This window comes from Streptomyces sp. NPDC098781 (assembly GCF_044759995.1).
GTDB lineage: Bacteria > Actinomycetota > Actinomycetes > Streptomycetales > Streptomycetaceae > Streptomyces.
In genome coordinates this window covers 623,777-644,087 of record NZ_JBIWAK010000001.1, presented here as the reverse complement: position 1 = coordinate 644,087, position 20,311 = coordinate 623,777, and the positions used below count along the sequence as shown (strand labels likewise).

General features: G+C 70.6%; 16 protein-coding genes and 1 pseudogene. 6 read left to right on the top strand and 11 right to left on the bottom strand.

Annotation, left to right across the window (positions count from 1 at the left end; genetic code table 11):
• The first annotated feature begins 80 nt into the window (after positions 1–80).
• From ACIQWG_RS02860 to ACIQWG_RS02845, 4 genes and pseudogenes are all read left to right on the top strand, one after another.
• Positions 81–1,175, top strand: coding sequence for a serine hydrolase domain-containing protein (locus ACIQWG_RS02860; protein ID WP_404089502.1), 1,095 nt, complete (start codon positions 81–83; stop codon positions 1,173–1,175).
• Positions 1,176–1,200: 25 nt separating this feature from the next.
• Positions 1,201–1,548, top strand: a complete 348-nt coding sequence (locus ACIQWG_RS02855; RefSeq protein ID WP_404089500.1) for a cytochrome P450 — start codon at positions 1,201–1,203, stop codon at positions 1,546–1,548.
• Positions 1,549–1,655: 107 nt separating this feature from the next.
• The gene (locus ACIQWG_RS02850) at positions 1,656–1,976 is read left to right on the top strand and encodes a hypothetical protein (protein ID WP_404089499.1); all 321 of its coding nucleotides are present in this window, start codon (positions 1,656–1,658) and stop codon (positions 1,974–1,976) included.
• Between the two features lie 86 nt (positions 1,977–2,062).
• Positions 2,063–2,519, top strand: a pseudogene (locus tag ACIQWG_RS02845) (carotenoid oxygenase family protein); the annotation flags it as partial.
• A 173-nt stretch (positions 2,520–2,692) separates the two neighbouring features.
• On the opposite strand, the gene ACIQWG_RS02840 reads toward ACIQWG_RS02845, so the two are convergent.
• Positions 2,693–3,667: an NADP-dependent oxidoreductase gene (locus ACIQWG_RS02840; RefSeq protein ID WP_404089497.1), complete on the bottom strand. Its 975-nt coding sequence runs from the start codon at positions 3,665–3,667 to the stop codon at positions 2,693–2,695.
• Between the two features lie 54 nt (positions 3,668–3,721).
• Positions 3,722–4,042 (bottom strand): MerR family transcriptional regulator, encoded by a 321-nt coding sequence (locus ACIQWG_RS02835; protein ID WP_404090774.1) that lies wholly within the window; start codon positions 4,040–4,042, stop codon positions 3,722–3,724.
• Between the two features lie 332 nt (positions 4,043–4,374).
• Here ACIQWG_RS02835 and ACIQWG_RS02830 point away from each other — a divergent pair, with 332 nt between their 5' ends.
• Positions 4,375–5,067, top strand: coding sequence for a response regulator transcription factor (locus ACIQWG_RS02830; RefSeq protein WP_404089495.1), 693 nt, complete (start codon positions 4,375–4,377; stop codon positions 5,065–5,067).
• The gene (locus ACIQWG_RS02825) at positions 5,064–6,515 is read left to right on the top strand and encodes an ATP-binding protein (RefSeq protein WP_404089493.1); all 1,452 of its coding nucleotides are present in this window, start codon (positions 5,064–5,066) and stop codon (positions 6,513–6,515) included. Before ACIQWG_RS02830 ends, ACIQWG_RS02825 begins: the two co-directional genes overlap by 4 nt.
• 205 nt (positions 6,516–6,720) lie before the next feature.
• Here the strand turns inward: ACIQWG_RS02825 and ACIQWG_RS02820 are convergent, their stop codons facing one another.
• The 9 genes from ACIQWG_RS02820 to ACIQWG_RS02780 form a co-directional block, all read right to left on the bottom strand.
• The gene (locus tag ACIQWG_RS02820) at positions 6,721–8,871 is read right to left on the bottom strand and encodes an MMPL family transporter (RefSeq protein ID WP_404089491.1); all 2,151 of its coding nucleotides are present in this window, start codon (positions 8,869–8,871) and stop codon (positions 6,721–6,723) included.
• 651 nt (positions 8,872–9,522) lie between these two features.
• Positions 9,523–11,367 (bottom strand): ABC transporter ATP-binding protein, encoded by a 1,845-nt coding sequence (locus ACIQWG_RS02815; protein WP_404089489.1) that lies wholly within the window; start codon positions 11,365–11,367, stop codon positions 9,523–9,525.
• On the bottom strand, positions 11,364–13,121 hold the full coding sequence (locus tag ACIQWG_RS02810; RefSeq protein ID WP_404089487.1) for an ABC transporter transmembrane domain-containing protein: 1,758 nt from the start codon (positions 13,119–13,121) through the stop codon (positions 11,364–11,366). The genes ACIQWG_RS02815 and ACIQWG_RS02810 overlap by 4 nt, the downstream gene beginning before the upstream one ends.
• On the bottom strand, positions 13,118–14,344 hold the full coding sequence (locus tag ACIQWG_RS02805) for an alpha/beta hydrolase (RefSeq protein WP_404089485.1): 1,227 nt from the start codon (positions 14,342–14,344) through the stop codon (positions 13,118–13,120). The genes ACIQWG_RS02810 and ACIQWG_RS02805 overlap by 4 nt, the downstream gene beginning before the upstream one ends.
• A complete protein-coding gene (locus tag ACIQWG_RS02800) occupies positions 14,337–15,191 on the bottom strand; it encodes an ABC transporter ATP-binding protein (RefSeq protein ID WP_404089484.1) in 855 nt (284 codons plus the stop codon). Before ACIQWG_RS02800 ends, ACIQWG_RS02805 begins: the two co-directional genes overlap by 8 nt.
• Complete coding sequence (locus ACIQWG_RS02795; RefSeq protein ID WP_404089482.1) at positions 15,188–16,225, bottom strand: FecCD family ABC transporter permease; 1,038 nt, start codon at positions 16,223–16,225, stop codon at positions 15,188–15,190. Before ACIQWG_RS02795 ends, ACIQWG_RS02800 begins: the two co-directional genes overlap by 4 nt.
• A 17-nt stretch (positions 16,226–16,242) precedes the next feature.
• A complete protein-coding gene (locus tag ACIQWG_RS02790; protein ID WP_404089481.1) occupies positions 16,243–17,298 on the bottom strand; it encodes an iron chelate uptake ABC transporter family permease subunit in 1,056 nt (351 codons plus the stop codon).
• Between the two features lie 17 nt (positions 17,299–17,315).
• Positions 17,316–18,296: an ABC transporter substrate-binding protein gene (locus ACIQWG_RS02785; RefSeq protein ID WP_404089479.1), complete on the bottom strand. Its 981-nt coding sequence runs from the start codon at positions 18,294–18,296 to the stop codon at positions 17,316–17,318.
• A 53-nt stretch (positions 18,297–18,349) separates the two neighbouring features.
• On the bottom strand, positions 18,350–20,215 hold the full coding sequence (locus ACIQWG_RS02780; RefSeq protein WP_404089477.1) for an SIP domain-containing protein: 1,866 nt from the start codon (positions 20,213–20,215) through the stop codon (positions 18,350–18,352).
• Between the last annotated feature and the right edge of the window lie 96 nt (positions 20,216–20,311).

The window sequence follows — 20,311 nt, the reverse complement described above, 5'->3', positions numbered from 1 at the left end:
CGCCCAACTTCCGCGCAAGAGCAGACAGTCCGGCGAGTGGTTGAGCAGACCTCTGTGCCGACGGGCGGCGGAGGTTGTGCATGGACGCGGTGACATCGCGCAACGACGGTGAGTTCCTGGAGGAGGCGGACCGCACCGTCGCCCCCTGGGAGGGCGTCGACGAACCGGCCCTCGCGCGGGCCGTGATGGCCCAGGCGGAGCGGTCGGTGCCGGGCGTCGACGACATGGCGTCGTACCTCGCCCGCCAGGTGTCGGACGCCTCCCATCGCGAGGTCCTGGGTCCGCTCCTGGACGGGCACGGGGCCTCGGGGGTCGTCGTGCGGCGCGGCGCGATCCTTGCCTCGTGGGGCGATCCGACCCGGGCGGAGATGGCCTTCAGCGCCACGAAGAGCGTGCTGTCGCTGGTGGCGGGAGTCGCCTTCGACGACGGGCTGTTGCGCCTGGACGAACCGGTGGCGCAGTCGGTGGATCTGCCGGAGTTCGGCACCGCCCACGGGCGCGCGATCACCTGGCGCCATCTGCTGGACCAGACCAGCCAGTGGGAGGGCGAGCTGTGGTCCAAGCCGACGTGGGTGGACGCGCAGAGCACCCGTGAGGGCACCGAGTCGGCGGGCGGAGCGCCCGGCGCCGGCTGGGCCTACAACGACGTCCGCGTGAACCTGACCGCGCTGGCCCTCACGGTTCTGTTCGGCCGTGCCCTGCCGGACGTGCTGCGCGAACGGGTCATGACGCCGATCGGCGCCTCCGCCGACTGGTCCTGGCACGGCTACGAGAACTCGGTGATCGAGTGGGCGGGCACCGAGATGCAGGTCGTCTCGGGTGGCGCGCACTGGGGCGGCGGCCTGTGGATCAGCGCTTCGGACCTGGCCCGCATCGGCCTGCTGTGCCTGCGCGGCGGGACCTGGGGCGGGCGTCAGGTCCTGTCGCGCCGCTGGATCGAGGAACTGTGGTCGCCCTGCCCGGTCAAGCCCGAGTACGGCCTGTCCTGGTGGCTCAACGACGACGGCACGGTGTGGCCCCGGGCCCCGCGCACGGGCCGCTGCGCCCGCGGCAACGGCGGAAACCACCTGCTGTGGGTGGACCCGGCCCGCGACCTGGTGATCGTCTCGCGCTGGGGCGCCGAGGTGCAGCGACTCCTGACCGAGGTGTCGTCGGCGGTCCCGCCCGGCGCGTGAGGACGTCTGGGCCACGTGCTCGAAGTTGGCCCAGGTCCGCGAGGACCCGACCCTGCTGCCCGCCGCGATCGCCGAGACCCTGCGCTACACCCCGCCGGTCCAGCTCGTACCCCGCCAGTCCGAGAGGGACGCAGAGTTCGCCGGCACCACCGTCCCAGCCCGGGGCCACCGTCTCCTGCATGATCGGCGCGGCCAACCGCGACCCCGAGGCCTTCACCGCCCCGGTGTGCCAGGTGAAGTCGGTGCCGACCGCCGCTGTCCCGCTGAGCTTGGCCTGGTCGATGCCGGCGTTCCACACCGGCCAGTTGTCGATGTCGGTGTTGCAGCGACCGGACAGTGGCGAGCGGGGCGTCGATGGTGGTCGTCAGGCTGACGACGACGGGGCGGTGGAATCGATGGTGTGCATGGGCTTCTCCTGTCGGTGGTGGTGGATCGGGTGGGTCGGGCGGTCGGAGTGCTGGATCAGGCGGTCGGTGTGCAGTGGGCCGCCTGGTCCTGTCGGGGCGGCGTCGTGGAAGCGGCCGCCGTGGTCGGGAGGACGCCCACGGGCTGACCATCACCTCCACCATCCACGAACTCCTCCCCGGACAGCGGATCGTCTGGGGCGGGACCGTCGAGGGCATCGTCGGCATCCACGCATGGGCCTTCGAGCAGAACGGCGACCGCGTCGTGGTCCGCACCGAGGAGTCCTGGAGCGGCGCGCCCGTCGACGCCGCGCCCGAAGAACTCGCCACGGCCCTGAGGACCTCCCTGGAGAGCTGGCTCGACCGTCTCAAGGCCCGCGCCGAGCAGACGCCCTGAGACACCCGACACAGCACCCAGCAGACAGCAAACACCACGCACGACAACGAAATTGGAGGGCCTGAGCATGAGCAACGAGCCGGGATCTGACCGGCCACTACACCCCCGTCGCCGACGAGATCACCGCAACCGGCCTCGCCGTGGACGGCACCCTGCCGCCGGAGCTGACCGGCCGTCTGATCCGCAACAGCCACAACCCCAAGCCCGGTGTCACCCTCCACCCACTGGTTCAAGGGCAGCGGCATGGTCCACGGGATCCGGCTCCGCGAGGGACACGCCGAGTGGTATCGCAACCGCTGGGTGCACACGCCCGCGCTGGAGGGCGCTCCCTACATGACCGAGCGCGGCCCGGACCTGACCGTGAGCACCGCGGGGACCCACGTCATCGAGCACGCCGGACGCCTGCTCGCCCTGTGCGAGGTCAACTTCCCCTTCGAGCTCACCCCGGACCTGCAAACGGTCGGCGCCCATGACTTCAACGGGCGGCTGCGCACGGCGATGACCGCGCATCCCAAGGAAGACCCGGTGACGGGTGAGCTCCACAGACGGCGACGGCCGAAGCCTGCGCGGCGTCCTGCGCCGCGGTGCGGACCTGGTCCATGGCTGAGGCGCAGATCGTCCTGTCGCACAGCCGGGAGTCGGGCTTCGTCGCCATCGCCGCGGGTGAACAGCACCCCTGGGCGCACACCGCCCTCTTTCAGACGGCCGGGCACTCCTCATGCCACCTTGATGACAGCCTTGCCCGAAGTGTGACCGTCCTCGACGGTGGCGAGGGCGGCCGGGGCGTCGGAGAGCGGATGGACCGCGGTGATTACGGGTGCGAGGAGTCCGTCGAGGGCCAGCCGGGCCGACCGCTCCAGGTTCTCCCGGTCGACGCGACGCTCGACGAAACGCCCACCGAGATCGGGCACAGACATATCTCCCACAGCGATGACGTTTCGGGGATCCTGGGCAAGCGGAGCGACCGTCCGCAGCGAGGTGCCTCCGGCCAGGTCGACGATCCCGTCGAAGCCGCCTGGAACCAGCTCGCGTGCCGCGGCGGCGACATCCTCGGCCGTGTAATCGATGAACCGCGCCCCGATGGCCTCGGCGTGCTCGCGTTTGGCGGTACTCCCGATGCCGATCACACGCAGCTCGCGCCCGATAGCCAGCTGGGCGACCGCGAGGCCGACCCCGCCCCCGACCCCGTTGACCAAGACCGTGGCACCGGCCGGGAGGCCGAGCTGGTCGAGCACGTCCACCGCGGTCGTCCCGGCCACTGGCAGCGTTGCCGCCACGGTCGCGGACAGCCCCTCCGGGATGCGCGCGGTGTTCGGCGCGGACAGCACCGTGGTCTCGGCGTAAGTGCCGCCACCGGTGAGTGCGAAGCCGAAGACCGCGTCACCCACATCGAGCCCGTCGACGTCCTCGCCCCGGGCGAGAACCGTTCCGGCTGCCTCCATGCCCAGCACGCGGGGAAACGGACGCCCGCCGTCGAGCCCGTCGACCAGACCCGAACGCAGAAGGTGGTCGAGGGGATTCACGCCGGCGACGTCGACCCGGATCAGCACCTCGCCGCGACCGGGGACGGGATCGGGACGATCGAACAACTCCTGCACCTCGGGCCCGCCATACCTACCGAAACCCCACGCCTGCCCCATCTTCCGCCGCCTCTCGTATACCGACCCGGTGAATCCGGGCGTTGTCGCCATCCTCACCTCTGACATCGACGTGAGGGGCAACCGGATGAGATGTAGATCACAGCATCAGGCCGACTGCGCCACCGGTTCCGGGGCCGTGGACAGCTCTGCCCGGTGCCCGCTGTTGGCCCTGATCAGTACGTTGAGTGCCTTCCGGGTCTCGATCAGGTGGGCGATGTCGGCGTCGATCCGGTCGCGCTCGCGCATCATCGCCGTGACCGTCTCCTCGGCGACGCCCAGGTCACCCCGGACGTCCACGCACGGCAGCACAGTCACGATCACCCGGCTTGGCATACCCGAGTCGAACGGCTGTCGGATGAGTGACACGCGCTGGACCGCAGCATCGGAATAGTGACGCTGCCCCGCGTCGGAGCGTGAGCTGGTCAGCAGGCCCTGCTCTGCCTAGTACCGCAATGAGCGCGGACTCGCGCCCGTGCGCTTGGACAGCTCGCCTATCCGCATCCCTGAGAGCCTGCGCCCGCGTGCTCCAGGTTCAGACCGCCGTCGAGTCATGGACGCTCGCGGACGCCCCCACGGCCGCAGGGTTGTCCTCCCGGTCCCGTAAGTCCGATGCCCACGGACCCGGCCGAAACAGGGAAGCGGGACAGGTTCTGATCTTTAAGCTAAGAGCGAGGTCCCCAGCGACGCTCTAATACTGGTCTCAGGTTGATCGGGGAAAATGAGCGGCAAAAGTATCGGCTGGAAGGGGGCGGGCCGGCGTGCGGATCATGATCGCGGATGATGAAGTGGCCATCCGTGAGTCGCTGGAGCGGGTGCTCCAGGTCGAGGGTTACGACACCAGCACCGTCGCCAACGGTCTCGCCGTGCTCGACGGGGTCGGTGGGGCCGGCGGTGACACGCTGGATCTGCTGATCCTCGACGTGATGATGCCCCGCCTCGGCGGGTTGGAGACCTGCCGGCGGTTGCGGGCCGCGGGTCGGGATCTGCCGGTGCTGATGCTGACCGCCCGTGACCAGGTCTCCGACCGGGTCGCGGGGCTGGACGCGGGCGCCGACGACTACCTGCCCAAGCCGTTCGCCACCGAGGAGTTGCTGGCCCGGGTGCGAGCCCTGCTGCGTCGGCGCACGCCGACCGACGGGGAGTCGCAGATCCTGTCGTTCGCCGACGTCCGGCTCGATCCCGACAGGTTCGAGGCGTGGCGTGGCGGGCGTCCGCTGCGCCTGACCCGGACCGAGTTCTCCCTCCTTCAGGTCCTCATGCGCAACGCGACCCGGGTCTTGACCCGCGACGCGCTGTTCGAGGCGATCTGGGGCTTCGACATGAGCGCCACTGCCAACAACCTCCAGGTGTACGTGAGTTACCTGCGCCGCAAGATGGAGGCCGAGGGCGAGCCGCGATTGATCTACACGCTGCGCGGCCTGGGATACACGTTGCGGGAGACTCCTCCGTGAGCGGGCCCGCCGGCCGGGAACCGCGCCGGCTGAACCGATGGTGGCGCCGGCGGTCCCTGCGGACCAGGCTGACGGTGATCGCGGCGACGGCCATCGCGGTCAGCGTGTTCGTGGCCTTCCAGGTGGCCAGCGAGCTACTGGACTGGGAGCTGCGGGACACCGCCGAGAATCAGCTACGCGCCGACTCCCGCGTCCTGGCGACGAACGCGCAGCGCGTCGGTCTGGCGCAGTTCCAGCTACCGCCGTATCCCGGATCCGGTCGGCTGGTGCGGGTCATCCTGCCCGACGGCTCGACCCGGACGCCGGCCGGCCAACCCGCGCTGCCCCCCGTCAGCGAGCAAGCCGGGCGCGTGGCGCAGGGCGCGTCGGCCGACCTGATGGAGTCGAACGACAGCGACGAAGAGGGCTACCTCATCTACACGCTGCGGGCGGGCGACGGCGCGGTCCAGGTGGCCCGCGTCACCGATGACAGCCCGATCAACCGGTTCGGGTTGGGCATGCTGCTGATCGGGCTGCTCTGCGTGGTCGGCGGCGCCCTTGTCGGGCGGACCGTGGCGCGGACCGGGCTGGCACCGATCGACCGGCTGACCGCCGCCGCGGTACGTGTCGCGCACACCCGGGATCTCGACGCCGACATCCCGGACGAGGGCGGTGGGGAGATCCGGCGGCTGATCCAGTCGATCAACGACATGCTCGCCGCGCTCCGGGACTCCCGGCGGGCCCAGCGGCTGCTCGCCGAGGACGCCGCCCACGAGCTCAAGACCCCGCTCACCAGCCTGCGCCTCAACGTCGAGCTGCTGATCCGGCTCGATCGGCGCGGCACCCTGGACAGCGCACTGCCGGCGGAGAGCCGGACCCGGCTCCTCAACGATCTCGGCGCCCAGGTGGCCGAGTTGAGCACCCTTGCCGCCGAGCTGACCGACCTGGCGCGCGGTGACGTCAGCGACGAGAACACCGAGCTGCTCGACCTCGCCGACGTGGTGGTGGCCGCCGTGACCCGGGCGCGTTCCCGCGTGCCCGACGTCGAGGTCGCGCTCGACGTGACCTCCGTGTGGGTGAGCGGCCGTCCCGCCGCGCTTCAGCGGGCGGTGCTCAACCTCATCGACAACGCCGGCAAGTGGTCCCCCGCGGACCAGCCGGTCCAGGTCCGGCTCCGGGCCGAGGGCGCGTCGGCGGTGCTCGAGGTCGACGATGCCGGGCCGGGCATCGACGCCGCCGACGTACCGCGGGTGTTCGACCGGTTCTACCGTGCCGACAGCGCCCGGGCGTTGCCGGGATCAGGTCTGGGGCTGTCGATCGTGCAGCGGGTTGTCGACGCCCACGGCGGCCGGGCCACCGTTGCCCGCTCCGCACGCGGTGGCGCGCTGCTTCGGGTCGATCTTCCGGCCGCGGCCCCGCCCGCCCCTATCGCGCGGCTCAGCGCCGGGGAGGACACCTCGGTGCGCTGACCCGCCCCGGCGGCGCGGCGCAGGACGAGGGACGGCGCCCCTCGGGCATGGCCCCGCGCGGCTCACCGTCGGGGCAGGACACCGCGATGCGCCGACCCCGGCCCCGGCGCATGGCGCAGGACCAAAGGGCGGCGACCGTCGGGCCCATGAAAAGATCCGGGACGGGCCTGGGGCCCCGTCCCGGATCTCGTCCGTGCCGCCGCGCTCACCGTTGCAGCGCGGGCTCCTCGTCGTCGGCGAGCGGCTGAGGGCCGTCCGGCGGCTCCGCCGCCGGCCGCGACAGCCGGCTCGGCCACCAGATCCGCCGGTCGATCAGCAGGGTGAGGGCGGGCACCAGGACCGACCGCACCAGCAGTGCGTCGAGCAGCACGCCGAAGGCGACCAGGAACCCGACCTCGATCAGCATCACCAGTGGAAGTGTGGCGAGGACCGCGAACGTGGCCGCCAGGACCAGGCCTGCCGAGGTGATGACGCCACCGGTGGCGGAGAGGGCTTTGAGCATGCCCGCTCTGGTGCCGAGGCGCACGGTCTCCTCCCGGGCCCGGCTGGCCAGGAAGATGTTGTAGTCGACGCCGAGCGCCACCAGGAACAGGAATGCCAGCAGCGGCACCGAATTGTCGACGCCCTTGAACCCGAGGATCGTGTCGAAGACGAACACGCTGCCGCCGAAGGCCGCGGCGAACGAGACGATCACGGTGGCCATCAGGACCAGCGGGGCCACGATCGCTCGGAGCAGCAGCCCGAGGACGATCAGGACGACGACGAGCACCAGCGGGATCACCAGCTTCTCGTCGCGGCTGGTGGTCACCTCCGTGTCGAGGTTCTCCGCACTCGGCCCGCCGACGATCGCCTCCGCCCCGCTCACCGCGTGCACGGCGGTGCGCACCCGCTTGATCGTGTCGTACTCGGCGACGGTGTCCGGCGCGTCCTTCGGGAACACGGAGATGTTGGCCCAGCCACCGCTGGTCTGCTCCGGGATGGCCAGGGCCACACCGCGAGTGTCCTTGACGATGTCGAGCACCCGCTCCTGGTGCGCCGGCCGCGTGAAGACCGTCATCGGCTGGCCGCCGAGCTCCGGGAAGTGCTGGCGGAGAACGGTGAAGCCGGTGACCGACTCCGGCGCGGACAGGAACTGGTCCTGCTCCCGCAGGTTGCCGGTGTTGCCCGCCAGCCCGATGGCGAGCACGCCGAGGACTCCGAGCGAGCCGAGCGTCGCCACCCACCGGCGTCGGCTGATGGCGGCGCCAAGCCGTCCCCACAGCCCCGGCTTCTCCTCCGTGGCCGTGCTGAACCGCGGGACGGCCGGCCAGAAGATCCGCCTGCCGAGCACCACGAGCACCGCCGGGAACAGCGTCAGCATGGCCACCAGCGCGCACAGGATGCCGGCCGCGCCGATCGGGCCCAACCCGCTGGTGCTGTTCAGGTCGGCGACGAGCAGGCAAAGCAGGCCGGCGATCACGGTGGCCGCGGACGCGACGATGGCCGGCGCCGCGCTGCGCAGCGCGCGGACCATCGCGACCCGGACGTTCTCGTGGTGGTGCAATGCCTCCCGATATCGAGCGATGAGCAACAGCGCGTAGTCCGTGCCGACGCCGAACACCAGGATCGTCAGCAGCGCCGAGTTCTGGTCGTTGACCACGATGCCGAAGCCCTTGACGAGCAGGTAGACGGTCGCCATCGCGGTCAGTGCGGCCGCGCCCACGACCACGAGCGGGACGAGCCACAACACCGGGCTGCGGTAGGTGATGATGAGCAGGAGCGTGACGACGACGATGGTGGTGAGCAAGACCTGCACGTCGATGCCGTCGAAGACGGTGTCCATGTCGCCGTCGATCGCGGCCGGGCCGGTCACGTCGAGTTCCAGGCCGTCGGGGCGGTCCTTCGCGGCGTCACGCAACGGGCCGACGATGTCCTCCGGTCCGCCGTAGGTCGTGCTCACCTCGAGGGTGAACATCATCGCCTTGCGGTCGGTGGAAGTGCTCGTCGGTGGGCCCTCGTCGGCCTCGTCGGCCGCCGCCGTCGCCTTCGGCGCGTACCGCTTGGCAAGGGTGTTGTAGTGGCGCTCGACCGTCGCGCGGTCGGCGTCGGTCATGCCGGCGGCGCGGTGGTACACGAAGACGAACTCGTTGTCGCCCCCCTCGGGGAGACTGTCGTCCAGTACCGCGACCTTGGTGGACTCGGCGCTTGCCGGCAGGGTGTCCGCGGCGCTGTCGGTGGTGACCGAACTCAACTTTCCGCTCAGCGGCACCATGAACGCTTCCAGCACCAGCCACAGGCCAATCACTAACCACGGCACCCACCGGCCTGCCAACCGACCGGCCGGCGCTTCCCCGGACGGCGCTGCGTTGACTGCCATCACTAGCCTCCTACATCTGGGTTGCATCGCTGATCTGATGCCTACTTCCTAATGAGCGAACCTGAGACGACCGTTAGAGGCTGTGAAGTAACCGGCGTCCGTTGTAGAGGGTGATGTTGATCATCGATGTGCTGTGGGTGCGTGCGTCGCGGTGAATCGTCCGCGCTGCACTCAGTCAGGGCCAACAGCAACGCTGTGCCAGCGCTGTCGCCGGTCCGGCGGCGCGACAAGGCGTGTCGTGTCGTCCTGGCAACTGCGCTGACTGGCATGTCGGCGGGCACCGCCGCACCCGGTTCGGCGACACCCCCGGAACCCCGCGCCCCCTGCCCCCTGCCCTCGAAGGTGAGCGTGGACGTCGCCGTTCGCCTCGCTGCTTGAGGTCTGCGAACTGACGCGATCGCTGAGGCCACTAGGTGCCACTGACCGAACCCGAGGTCGTCGTCCGCGAGATCGTGGCCCTACTGCCCGGCTGAGGTCCGACGTGCTCCACGCCCCGGAGCCACTGTCCGTCGCGCGTCAGCGCCCCGCCCGGACAACACTCATCCGAACCGATGACAGGCCAGGAGACAACGGGCCGGGCCTGGATCGGGCTCCGCCCAGTCGGCGCGAAATGTGGCTGCTTCGTTGCCCGAAGACGGTCCGGCGCCACCCTCACCTGTTCGCGCTGATGTGCTGCCCTGCTTGCCACACCGCCCACAGCCGGGCGTATGTGCCGTCGGCGGCGAGGAGTTCGTCGTGGGTGCCGGTCTCGGTGACGCGGCCGGCGTCCATGACCACGATCCGGTCGCAGGTGGCGGCTTGGGAGAGCCGGTGAGCGATCACGATGCCGGTCCGGCGGGCAAGGACCGCTTCTGAGGCGCGGTCGAGCCGCTCGGCATGGGCGGAACCGGCCTCGGCGGTGGCTTCGTCGAGGATCGCCAGTTCCGGGTCGGCGAGGAGCAGCCGGGCGAGGGCGAGCTGTTGCGCCTGTGCCTCGGTGAGCGGGTGTCCGCCGGTGCCGACCACCGTGTCGAGGGCATCCGCCGACAGGTCCAGCAGATCGGCCGCGCCGGTGGTTTCGAGCGCGGCGCGGATCTCGTGGTCGGTGGCGTCGGGGGCGGCGAGCGTGAGGTTCTCTCGTAGTGTCCCGGCGAACACGTGTATTTCCTGGGTGATCACCGCGGTGCGGCCGGGACGGGTCACTGTCCCGGCGTCAGGTTGGTGAACGCCCGCGATCACGGCGGCGAGCGTGGTCTTCCCTGCCCCGGACGGGCCGACGATCGCAAGGTGCTGACCGGCCGGGATGTCGAGGCCGATGTCGTCGAGCACGAGTGGACCGACGGCGTAGCAGAACGCCACCTCGCGGAGCCGGACGGCGGTGGCTGTCTCCCCCGGGTCTCCTGGGTCTGCCGGGTCTATCGGATCCGCCGAGTCCGCCGAGTCCCCCGGGTCCGTCGCGACTATCAGATCAGTCGGGTCCGCCGGCCTCGTCGACGCGCCGGCCGCGTCCATCGTCGGGATCGTGACGACTCCGATCATGCGGCTCAGCGAGGCGAGGGCCGACTGGAGGGTGTCGATGACGAACAGCAGCTGGTTGACCGGACCCAGCAGGCGCAGCACGAGCAGCATGGCGGTGGTGGCGCCGCCGACGGTTGAGGCTCCGTGGTCGACGAGGACGAATCCGACGACGAGCACGGCGGCCAGGCTCAGGCATTCGCCGAGGTTGAGCCGGGCGTTGAGCATGCTCTGCAAGGTGCGTGCCCGCAGCGACTGCACTGCGACGCCCCAGGAGTCCGACATCACGGCGCGATGGCGTCGCTCGGCGAGCCCGAAGCCGAGCACGGTGGCGTACCCGCGCTGGGACTCGAGGATCTGCTGGGCACGCCCGCTCATCGCCGCACGCTCGGCCCGGTACACCCGGGGCCCGATGCGCAGGTACCACCGCATGGCGAGCGCGTAGACGGGCAGTACGACGGCGAACGCGGCCGCATAGGGCCATTCCAGCGCCGCGAGCCCGCCCAGCGACACGACGATGGTGAACGCGGTGACGGTGAGCGCGGGGATCACCGCGGGGGCGGCGTCGGCGACGGCGGTGACGTCGTCGCTGGACCGGGATATCAAGTCCCCCGTACCGGCGCGCTCGACGAGGTGCTGCGGGAGCGTCATGGCGCGGCTCACCAGCCGCTCGCGCAGGGCGGCGAGGACGGTGTGGTAGATGCGGGTGGCGTGCACGATCGCCACCGCGGTGCCGGCGGCGCCGAGGACGCCCGAGAGCGCCATGACGGCCGTGGCCGTCAGGACGGTGCCGAGATCCGCGGTGCCCCCCTGCACCCGGTCGACGAGGTACCCGATCGCCACCGGCGGGATCAGGTCGACGGCGGTGCTGACGATCCCGACCGCGCCGACGGCGGCGAGCCGGAGCCGGTGTCCGCGGCTGAGTCGCAGGACCTCCCTGGCCGTCGCCCGGCCGCCCGCGACGGGCAGCGCGTGCCCGGTCGTAGCGGATGCCACGCTCATCCCACCGTCCTTTTGTGCATGGGTGCGTCCTCTAACAGGTCGACGACGCGGTCGCAGCGTCCGAGCAGCACCGGGGACGAGGCGATCAGCAGCGTCGATCGGCCCGCGCGGGCGCCGCGCAGACGCACCGCGATCGCGTGCTCGGTGACCGGGTCCACCGCCGTGGTCGGGTCGTGCAGCACAAGTACCGGCGCATCGCTCGCCAATGCGCGGGCGAGCGCGATCCGCTGGCGTTGGCCGCCGGAGAGGCGGTTGCCGTCCTCGCCGACCGGGAGGTCGAGATCGGCGGCGAAGTCGTCGCACGCCGCGGCTCGTACCGCGGCATCGACCAGCTCGGGTGCGACAACCTCACCGTCGGCGCCGGCGATGAGGTTGTCGCGGATCGTTCCGCTGAACAGGGTGGCCCGGTGCGGGGCGACCGTGACCCGGGAGCGGTACTCCTCCGCGGTCAGCTCCCGCGCCGGGTGTCCGTCGAGCCGCGCCTCCACTTCGCCGCCGGTCCGCGGGTCCAGCAAGGCCCGGGCGATGCGGGCGGCGGTCCGGTCGTCGGCGCGCACGCCCACGAGTTCTCCGGGGTCCACCCGGATCGTCGTACCTGGTGCGGACACCTCCACCACCGGCAGCTGCGCGACCTCGGCCCCTGGCCTGTCGTCCTGCCCGGGGCCCCCGCCACCGTTGCCGCGCAGCACGTCGATGACGCGCGCGGACGCGGCACGCGCTCCGGCGAGGTTGGGGATGGAGGCGCTCGCGATCGACTGGATCTGCGGCAGCAGCGCCTGAGTGAGGCCGACGGCGGCGATCAGCTCGCCGATGCTCAGCCGCCCGTCCACGGCGAACCAGCCCGCCAGCCCCATCACCGCGGCGACGAACGTGCCGCTGACCGCACCCGAGCCCGCGAGGAACCTCCCCAGCAGCCCCGCATTGCGCTTGGCCCCGACGAGGGTCTCCTGACTCGCTTGCCGGTACCTCCTGGTCGCCTCGCCCTCGGCACGTATGCCCTTGACCACCCGGTAGCCGGCGACCAGATCGGTGGCCCGCCCTACGGTGGAGGCCAAGAGCTCCTGGTAGGCGCGGGTGTCCCGGGAGAGCCGCTCGCTGAGTACGCCCATCAGCCACACCGCGGCAGGTGCTCCCAGCAGCACCACAAGCCCGAGCAGCCAGTGCGTCGCCAGCAGCGATACGGCGATGAAGCCGATGGCCGCGATCCTCGAGACCGGCATGATCACCAGGATCACCCCGTTGGCCAGGCGGGCGACGTCGCTGGTCATCACCGAGACGACGCTGCCGTCCGGCGCCCGGGCCGCGCCGCCGACCGGATGCAGCACGGCGGTCGAGAGGGTGCTCCGCAGCCGGTGCTGCACCAGTTGCACCGCGTACGAGGTCAGCCGGTTCGCCAGCTTCGCCGCCATCGTCAACGCGACGTACAGCCCCATCAACACGCCGAGCCACAGCACCAGTTGCCCCGCGTTCCCGGTCGCCAGCGCCCGGTCGATGGCCACACCCATCACCACGGGGACCGCCGACTCGCCCACCTGCCACACGACCGCGAGCAGCATCGCCGGAACGGTGACCCGCTTCACCGAGAGGATCGCGCGCAGCAGGAACCGACCCGGCGTGACCCCCGCCCCGGCTTCGTACGGAGGAGCCTCGACCGGTTCGGGAGGCGCCTGCAGCAGCACGGGCAGCCGGCGGGTCAGAGGTCCTCGCCCGAGTCCTGCGGTGTCGTCGCCGAAGAAACGCGAAGTGCCGCTCACGCCTGGCTCCCGTCCCTGCTCCTGAGCGGGAAGAGCGGGAAGCACCAGAGCAGGGCATCGGCGAAGAGTCCTCGCCACCACGCGTAGTCGTGTCCGCCGGCGAACTCCCGGTAGAGGGTGTCGTAGCCCTTGCCGGTGAGCACGTGGTCGAGCCAGCGGCTGTGGGTGAGCGAGCCCTCCAGCTCACCGACGTCGTGGAAGATGCGGATCGGTGCCGTCTCCTCGGCCAGGAAGTCGGCGATCAGTGTCGGTACGGGGGTGCGGCGCAGCAGCTCACCTGCCCCGGTGCCCCATGTGAGGTCGGGGTGGTATCCGCACGACGGGGACTGGAGGATGGCGTTGCCGAACGTCGTCGGGTGGTGGAGCGCTGTCCAGCCGGCGCACAGACCGCCGAAGCTCTCGCCGGCCAGCGCGACGTCGGCGGGGTCGTGCGAGAGCGGATGGCGGTGGTGGAGCCACGGCAGCAGTTCTTCGACCAGCATCCGGGAGAACGCCGGGTCGCAGCGCAGCTCTTCGGCACGCCGCAGGGCAGGCTGCTCGACGAGGACCACCACGCAGGGGCGGATGAGTCCCGCCCGGACCAGGGCGTCACGAACGCTCGGGGCGCTGTGGTCCGGCGTCCCGTCCAGGTGGATCACGAAGGGCAGTGCGCTCTCGTCCGAGAACTCTCCCGGGGGCATCGAGACCCAGATGCGGCGTTCGTCTCCCAGGAACTCGCTCGCCAGCACGGCAGGTTCCACTGCCGGGGCCGGTAGCGCTTCGGCCTGATCGAGCCAGGGCAACGGCACCGCCTCGGGCAGCACGGCCACCGAAGCCCCGGAGAACCGCGCCACCGAGCACTCCGAGAACCTCGGCGGCGGGTTGAACGGGTCCGGAACCTGTTCAACCTCACCCGTCGGCCCACGGCGTACGAACACGTACGAGAAGCGCAGGTCGGAACGCATCCGCAGGGTCAGAACACGGAAAGGCGTCCCCGCGACCGGGGCGAACTCCGTGTCGATCGGGTTGAATCCGATTCTGGGGCCGATCACCACCGAGAGGGTGACCGTCGTGCCGTCTCCGGGCTCGTCGAAGAAGTCGACGAAGGTGACGTCCACCTCGTCCGCGGAGACCCGCTCGACAAGCGGTGCACCCTTCTCCTGGAGATGTCGTCTGAACCTCTCCTGGCTCCATTCACCGGTCGACAGCTTCTCGACAGACGGATCGACAGACGGATCAGACATGTATCGCGCTCTCCGCATCAGTGTTGCCGTCGGACCTGTGCCGGGTTCGTTCGCGGCCGAGCGGCACCACCTGGGGGCTGCCGGCCACCGGATCGCTCGTCACCAGGCAGCGCAGACCGAACACCTCCTCGACCAGCTCGGCCGTGACGACCTCGTCCGGAGTGCCTTCGGCGACCACGGCTCCGTCCTTCATGGCGATCAGGTGGGTGCCGTAGCGGGCAGCGTGGTTCAGGTCGTGCAGTACGGCGACCAGGGTGCGGCCGGCGTGGTGCAGGTCGGTGAACAGCTCAAGGAGCTCGATCTGGTGGGTGATGTCGAGGAAGGTGGTCGGTTCGTCGAGCAGCATGATGTCGGTGTGCTGCGCGAGCGCCATCGCCACCCACACGCGCTGGCGCTGCCCGCCCGACAGCTCGTCCACCGGGCGCCCGGACAGGTCGGTGACCGAGGTCTGGCGCATCGCCCTGAGCACGGCCCGCTCGTCGTCCTCGGTCCACTGCCGGATGAACCCCTGGTGGGGGTACCGTCCCCGGGCCACCAGGTCTGCGACGGTGATCCCGTCCGGGGCGATCGAGGTCTGCGGCAGCAGTCCGACCCGCCGCGCCACCTCTTTGGTCCTGTACGAGTTGATGTCGGCGCCGTCGAGGACGATCTGCCCGGCCGACGGCTTCAGCAGTCGGGACAGGCCGCGCAGCAGGGTGGACTTGCCGCACGCGTTGGGACCGACGATGACCGTGAACGACTCGTCGGGGATCGTCACCGAGAGGTGCTCGGAGATGATCCGCTTGTCGTAGCCGATCGTCGCCGACTCCACGCTCAGGCGCGCGGTGTCGGTCGAGACTGCGCTCACAGGCGTCTCCTTGCTTCGGTGAACAGCAGGTATCCGAGGTATCCGCCGCCGAGCACGACGGTGATGATGCCGACCGGCAGCGGGGTGGGGGCGACGTGCTGGGCGAGGTAGTCCGACGCCAGGCACAGCAGCGCCCCGACGAAGGCGGCGGGGGCGAGGGTGATCCCGGCGGTGCGGGCGAGTCGGTGTCCGATCTGCGGGGCGACCAGGGAGATGAACACGATCGGCCCCGACGCGGCCGTGACCGTGGCCGTCAGCGCCACCCCGACCAGGATCAGGCCGAGGCGTACGTGCGAGACCCGTACCCCTTGCGAGGCGGCCGCGTCGTCGCCCAGCTGCATCTGCCGCAGCGGCCGGCTCAACATCGCGGCCAGGAGCAGGAGTACGGTGATGCAGGCGCCGCCGATGGCGACCTGGTTCCAGGACACGCCGTTGAGTGACCCGGCACCCCACGCGGCCGCGGACATCGCCTGGTCCAGGTCGGCCTTGAGGATCAGCCAGGTGTTGAGCGACTCGAGCATCGCCGAGACGCCGATGCCGACGATGATCAGCCGGAACCCCTGCACCCCTCGCCGGTAGGCGAGCACGTACACGGCCACGGCGGTGGCCATCCCGCCCAGCAACGCCCCGCCGACCATCTGCGCGTACGTGCCGTTGACGACCAGGATCACGACCAACGCGCCGGTGTAGGAGCCTTGGGAGAACCCCATGATGCCGGGGTCGGCGAGCGGGTTGCGCAACAGTGACTGGAAGACCGCCCCGCTCACGCCCAGAGCCGCGCCGAACACCAGCGCCGCGGCGACCCGGGGCAGCCGCCACTCGACCACGATCTCGCCGACGAAGCCGGTTTCCCGGCCGGTCAGTGCGGAGAGCACCTGCCCGGGACTCAGCGCGTACGAGCCGGTCATCAGCGCGAGCACCGCCGTAGCGGCGATCGCGACCGTGAGCACCGCGCAGACGACGACCGAGCGCCACTGGAGCCGGACCGCGATCCGCCGGCGCCGCAGCACCAGCACCCGCCGGCCGAAGTCCACGCGAGGAATGTGCGTGTTCACAGTCCGCTCGCCTTCTTCCGCCGCACCAGTACGACGAGGACGGGAGCGCCGACGAAGGCGGTGACGATACCCACGGGGATCTCGCCGGGTCTCATCACGACGCGGCCGAGGATGTCGGAGGCCAGCAGCAGGCTCGGGGCGAGGAGGATGCTGTAGGCGAAGATCCAGCGTTGGTCCGGGCCGACGATCCAGCGGGCCACGTGCGGCACCATGAGTCCGATGAATCCGATGGGTCCGGCGATCGCGGTGGCGCCACCGGCAAGGAGGGTGAGTGCGATCACCGCGAGCACACGGGTGCGTGCCAACCGGACCCCTTGCGCGACCGCCAGCTCGTCACCCAGAGCCAGGGCGTTGAGCGGGCCCGACACCGCGAAGGCCAGGACGAGCGCCACCGCGAAGAACGGCAGGACCGGCCAGACGACATCGAGCGGGCGACCCGCGATCGACCCGGCGTTCCAGTACCGCATCGCGTCGAAGGCGTCCGGGTCGGTCAGTTGGAGCGCTTCCCTGGCACCGCCGAGCACGGCACCGACGCAGACCCCGGCGAGCACCATGACCACCGGCGAGGAGCCCTTCCGCGTCGACCCGAGGACGAGCACCAGGAGCGTGACGATCAGTGCCCCCACGAACGCGAACCACATGTAGCCCTGCGATTCGCGGACGCCGAGCAGGCCCACGGCGACCGTCACCGCGAAGGACGCACCGGCATGGACGCCGAGTACACCCGGATCGGCCAGCGGGTTGCGGGTGAGCGCCTGGATCAGCGCGCCCGACAGACCGAGTGCGACGCCGACGACCAACCCCACGATCGTGCGCGGCAGCCGGAAGTCGCGGATCGCGAACTGGTCAGGGTGGGAAGACGGGTTGAACAGTGCGTCCCAGACCACCGGGACCGGTATCGCTTTGGAGCCGACCATGACGCTGAGCACCATCAGCACGATCAACACGGCGAGGGCCGCGACCAGTCCGATGACACGGCGGCGTCGATGCGAGACCGGCGGCTGCCGCTCTGCTGCGAGAGCCGCCGCTTCCGTTGCGTCCACGAGCTTCATGTTGCGAGTGAGGTCTCTTACTTGGAGAGCGTCGCCAGTTCACGGTCCAGCGAGTCCAGGTACTGGAGGACGGGCCCGTAGGAGTTGTTGCCGGGGCAGAAGACTCCCAGAGCGCGACCGGAGTTCACGGCGGGCAGCGCCTTCCAGGTGTTGGTCTCGACCACCGGCTTGAAGGGCTCTGTCGGCCGGCCGTCGGAGTCGACGGGGTAGGTGATCACGTCGTACTTGGACAGCTCGCTGATCTGCTCGAACGGCAGGGACTCGTAGGCCAGGGGGTCCTTGCCCTCGGCCGCCTCGGGCAGGTCGAGGCCGATGTCGTCCCGGGCGATCTCGGAGCAGCCGATGTCCGCGATGTAGAACGTTCCGGGATCGCTCCAGTCTCCGCGGGAGATGTCGACGAACGAGGTGTCGTCGATGGTCTTGCGGTAGGTCTCCTGGATCTTGGCGACCTTCTTCTTGAACTCCGCCGTCTGCCGGCTGAGTTCATCCGTGACGTTGCCGGCCTCCGCGATCTCGCCGGCGAAGGCCTTCCACTCGGTGTCGAGCCCCCAGAGCACGGTCGGGGCGATCGACTCGAGTCGCTTGCCGACCTTGTCCCAGTCATTCGTGTGGAACTGGACCAGGATGAGGTCCGGCTTGAGGCCGGCGAGCTTCTCGAGGTCCACCTCACCCCCGCTGCCGCCGATGACCTCGGCTGCCTCGTACGCGGCCTTCTGTTCCTCGGGCAGCACGGCGAGTTCGGAGTCGGACACCTCGGTGACGCCCACCGGCTTGCCGCCCAGATCGATGAAGGGGAGGTTCGTGTTGCCGATCGTGACGATCCGCTGGGGGTCGGCGGGAATCTCGACGGTGCCGTTCTCGGCCTTGACGCTGTGGGTCTCGGCGGCCTTGTCGCCGGTGTCGTCGCCTTCACTGCCGCAGGCGGTGAGGACGAGCGACGCGCTCATCAGCGCGGTGGCAAGGGCCGTGCCGCGTCTCGTTCTGGGGGTGCTGCTCATGGTGGTTCTTCTTTCTCTTCTTCCCTGGGGGAGGAGTGCCTGGGTGGAGGGGATCAGTCAGCAGTGGAGCGGACGAGTTCGTGGACGGTGGTGCCCAGGCCGACGGTGCGCGCCGATCGGCGCGTGAGGCCGGCCCGGGTGATGACGGCGTCCAGCTCCGCCGCGGTGCGAAGGCCGGAGCCGTGGCAGACCAGGCCGATCAGGTCTGCCTCGCCGTCGTGCTCGTCGAGGTCGTCGGTGTCGAAGACCTCCTCGATCAGCAGCACTCGTCCGCCGGGGATGAGGTTCTCGGCTGCCCGGCGCAGTGCGTGAACGGCGTCGGCGTCGGGCAGGGTCTTGAAGGCGCGGCTGATGAGTACGGCGTCGGCGGCCGGGCCGGCCTCGAAGACGGACTGCTCCAGCACGCTGACCCGCCTGCGTTGCCGCTCATCGGGAATCGTGGCGGGCAGGTCGCGGCGCAGCCAGTCGGCCTGGGCGGGCAGGGCGCAGATCGTCACGCGCAGGCTCTCGTGGGCAGCGACGTACTCACGGGCGTGAGCGCCGGCACCACCGGAGTGGATCACCAGGTGCCGGACTCCGGCGAGCAGGCCGGACGTGGCGATCGGTCCGGCCAGTGCGGGCTGGAACTTCGCCAGGCGCTCCAAGTGACGGTCCTCGTAGTCCTGTTCGGCCCGTACGTCGGCGAAGGTCTGGCCGGTGACCGAGGCGTAGGAGGACCGGCCCGTGCGGACCGACTCCGTGAGTCCCTGGATGCCGAGCATCTCGCGACCGACCACCCCGGCGGAGTGGAGCGCGTCGGCGATGAACTCGAGGGTGAGGACATCACCGACCGGCGTCAGGGCGTAGTGACCCGGTTCCGTCTCGGCCACCACGTCCAGGGTGTGCAGGTAACGCAGCAGTTTGCCCAGAGCGCGCTCGTCGGCGCCGGCCTTGGCGGCCAGTTCGGCCACGCTGGTCACGCCGCGGGAGAGCAGATCGGGAACGCCCAGTTCGACGGCGGTGCGGATCGCGATCGGCGCGACGAGCTCCGTCAGGTCGTGGAGCTTCTGGAACGGGGTGACCGTCCGCTCCGGGTCGGGTACCGCCCCGTCGGTCTCCAGGGCGACGACCGAGGAGCGACGCCAGTAGCCGGCGAAGTCGATGTCCTCCTTGGCCACACCACGGTCCTCGACCAAGTGCCGGCGGATGTCCCGGACGGCCGTGTGCTCGCCGGCCAGCCACACGAACGCCTGGCCCGGCCACCACCGCGTACCGCGGACGGCCTCGGTGAGCGGCGAGGCCGTCCCGGCCGTCACTCCGGGGCGGACCAGCCACGTCACGTCCACCCCGGGCAGCTCACGCAGCTCCTGGCGGTGGGCTTCCTCGGCGATCTCGATGAACACCTGCGCCCGGGCGTCGGGCGGGAGCTCGTCGAGCAGGCGGCCGATCGCGGGGAGTGCGGTGTCGTCGCCTGCCACGAGCCACCAGTCGGCGCCGACCGGGAACGCCTTCGACGTGCTCGGGCCGCTGAGGTGGATCCGGTCACCCGGCCGGGTGCGGTAGGCCCACGTCGTTCCCGCGCCCACCCCGTGCCTGACGAAGTCCACGTCCAGCTCGCCCGCCTCGGGGTCCCACCGGCGGACCGTGTAGGCCCGCGACAGCGGTCGAGGATCCTTGGGCACGGTCAACTTGGCCTCGCCCTGGACCGGGAGCACCGGGTCGCTCTGACCGGGGTACGGGAAGTAGAGCCCGAGGTCGTCGTCGAAGCCGTTGGACTCGAAGGCCGGCCGCGCGAAGCCGGCCGCGGTGGTGAAGGCGCGCAGCTGTTCGCCGCTCAGCGTGACCCGCCTCATCCCCGGGGTGATGTCGACGGTCCGGACCACCTCGACCTCACGCAGGGTCGGCGGGTGCACGGTGAGCCGGCGCGAGGTTTTGGGCATGCGGGAAACCGAGCTCTCTCATCGCTTCGAGGGAGGAGCCGCGCGCCGCTATCAGGAGGGCACGCACGGGTAAGGTTAGGGGAACCTTACCTCGGG

Coding starts and splice junctions, on each gene's coding strand:
- ACIQWG_RS02860 (WP_404089502.1), top strand. CDS start 81: ATGGACGCGGTGACATCGCGCAACGACGGTGAGTTCCTGGAGGAGGCG.
- ACIQWG_RS02840 (WP_404089497.1), bottom strand. CDS start 3,667: ATGGCGACAACGCCCGGATTCACCGGGTCGGTATACGAGAGGCGGCGG.
- ACIQWG_RS02820 (WP_404089491.1), bottom strand. CDS start 8,871: ATGGCAGTCAACGCAGCGCCGTCCGGGGAAGCGCCGGCCGGTCGGTTG.
- ACIQWG_RS02815 (WP_404089489.1), bottom strand. CDS start 11,367: ATGAGCGTGGCATCCGCTACGACCGGGCACGCGCTGCCCGTCGCGGGC.
- ACIQWG_RS02805 (WP_404089485.1), bottom strand. CDS start 14,344: ATGTCTGATCCGTCTGTCGATCCGTCTGTCGAGAAGCTGTCGACCGGT.
- ACIQWG_RS02790 (WP_404089481.1), bottom strand. CDS start 17,298: ATGAAGCTCGTGGACGCAACGGAAGCGGCGGCTCTCGCAGCAGAGCGG.
- ACIQWG_RS02785 (WP_404089479.1), bottom strand. CDS start 18,296: ATGAGCAGCACCCCCAGAACGAGACGCGGCACGGCCCTTGCCACCGCG.
- ACIQWG_RS02780 (WP_404089477.1), bottom strand. CDS start 20,215: ATGCCCAAAACCTCGCGCCGGCTCACCGTGCACCCGCCGACCCTGCGT.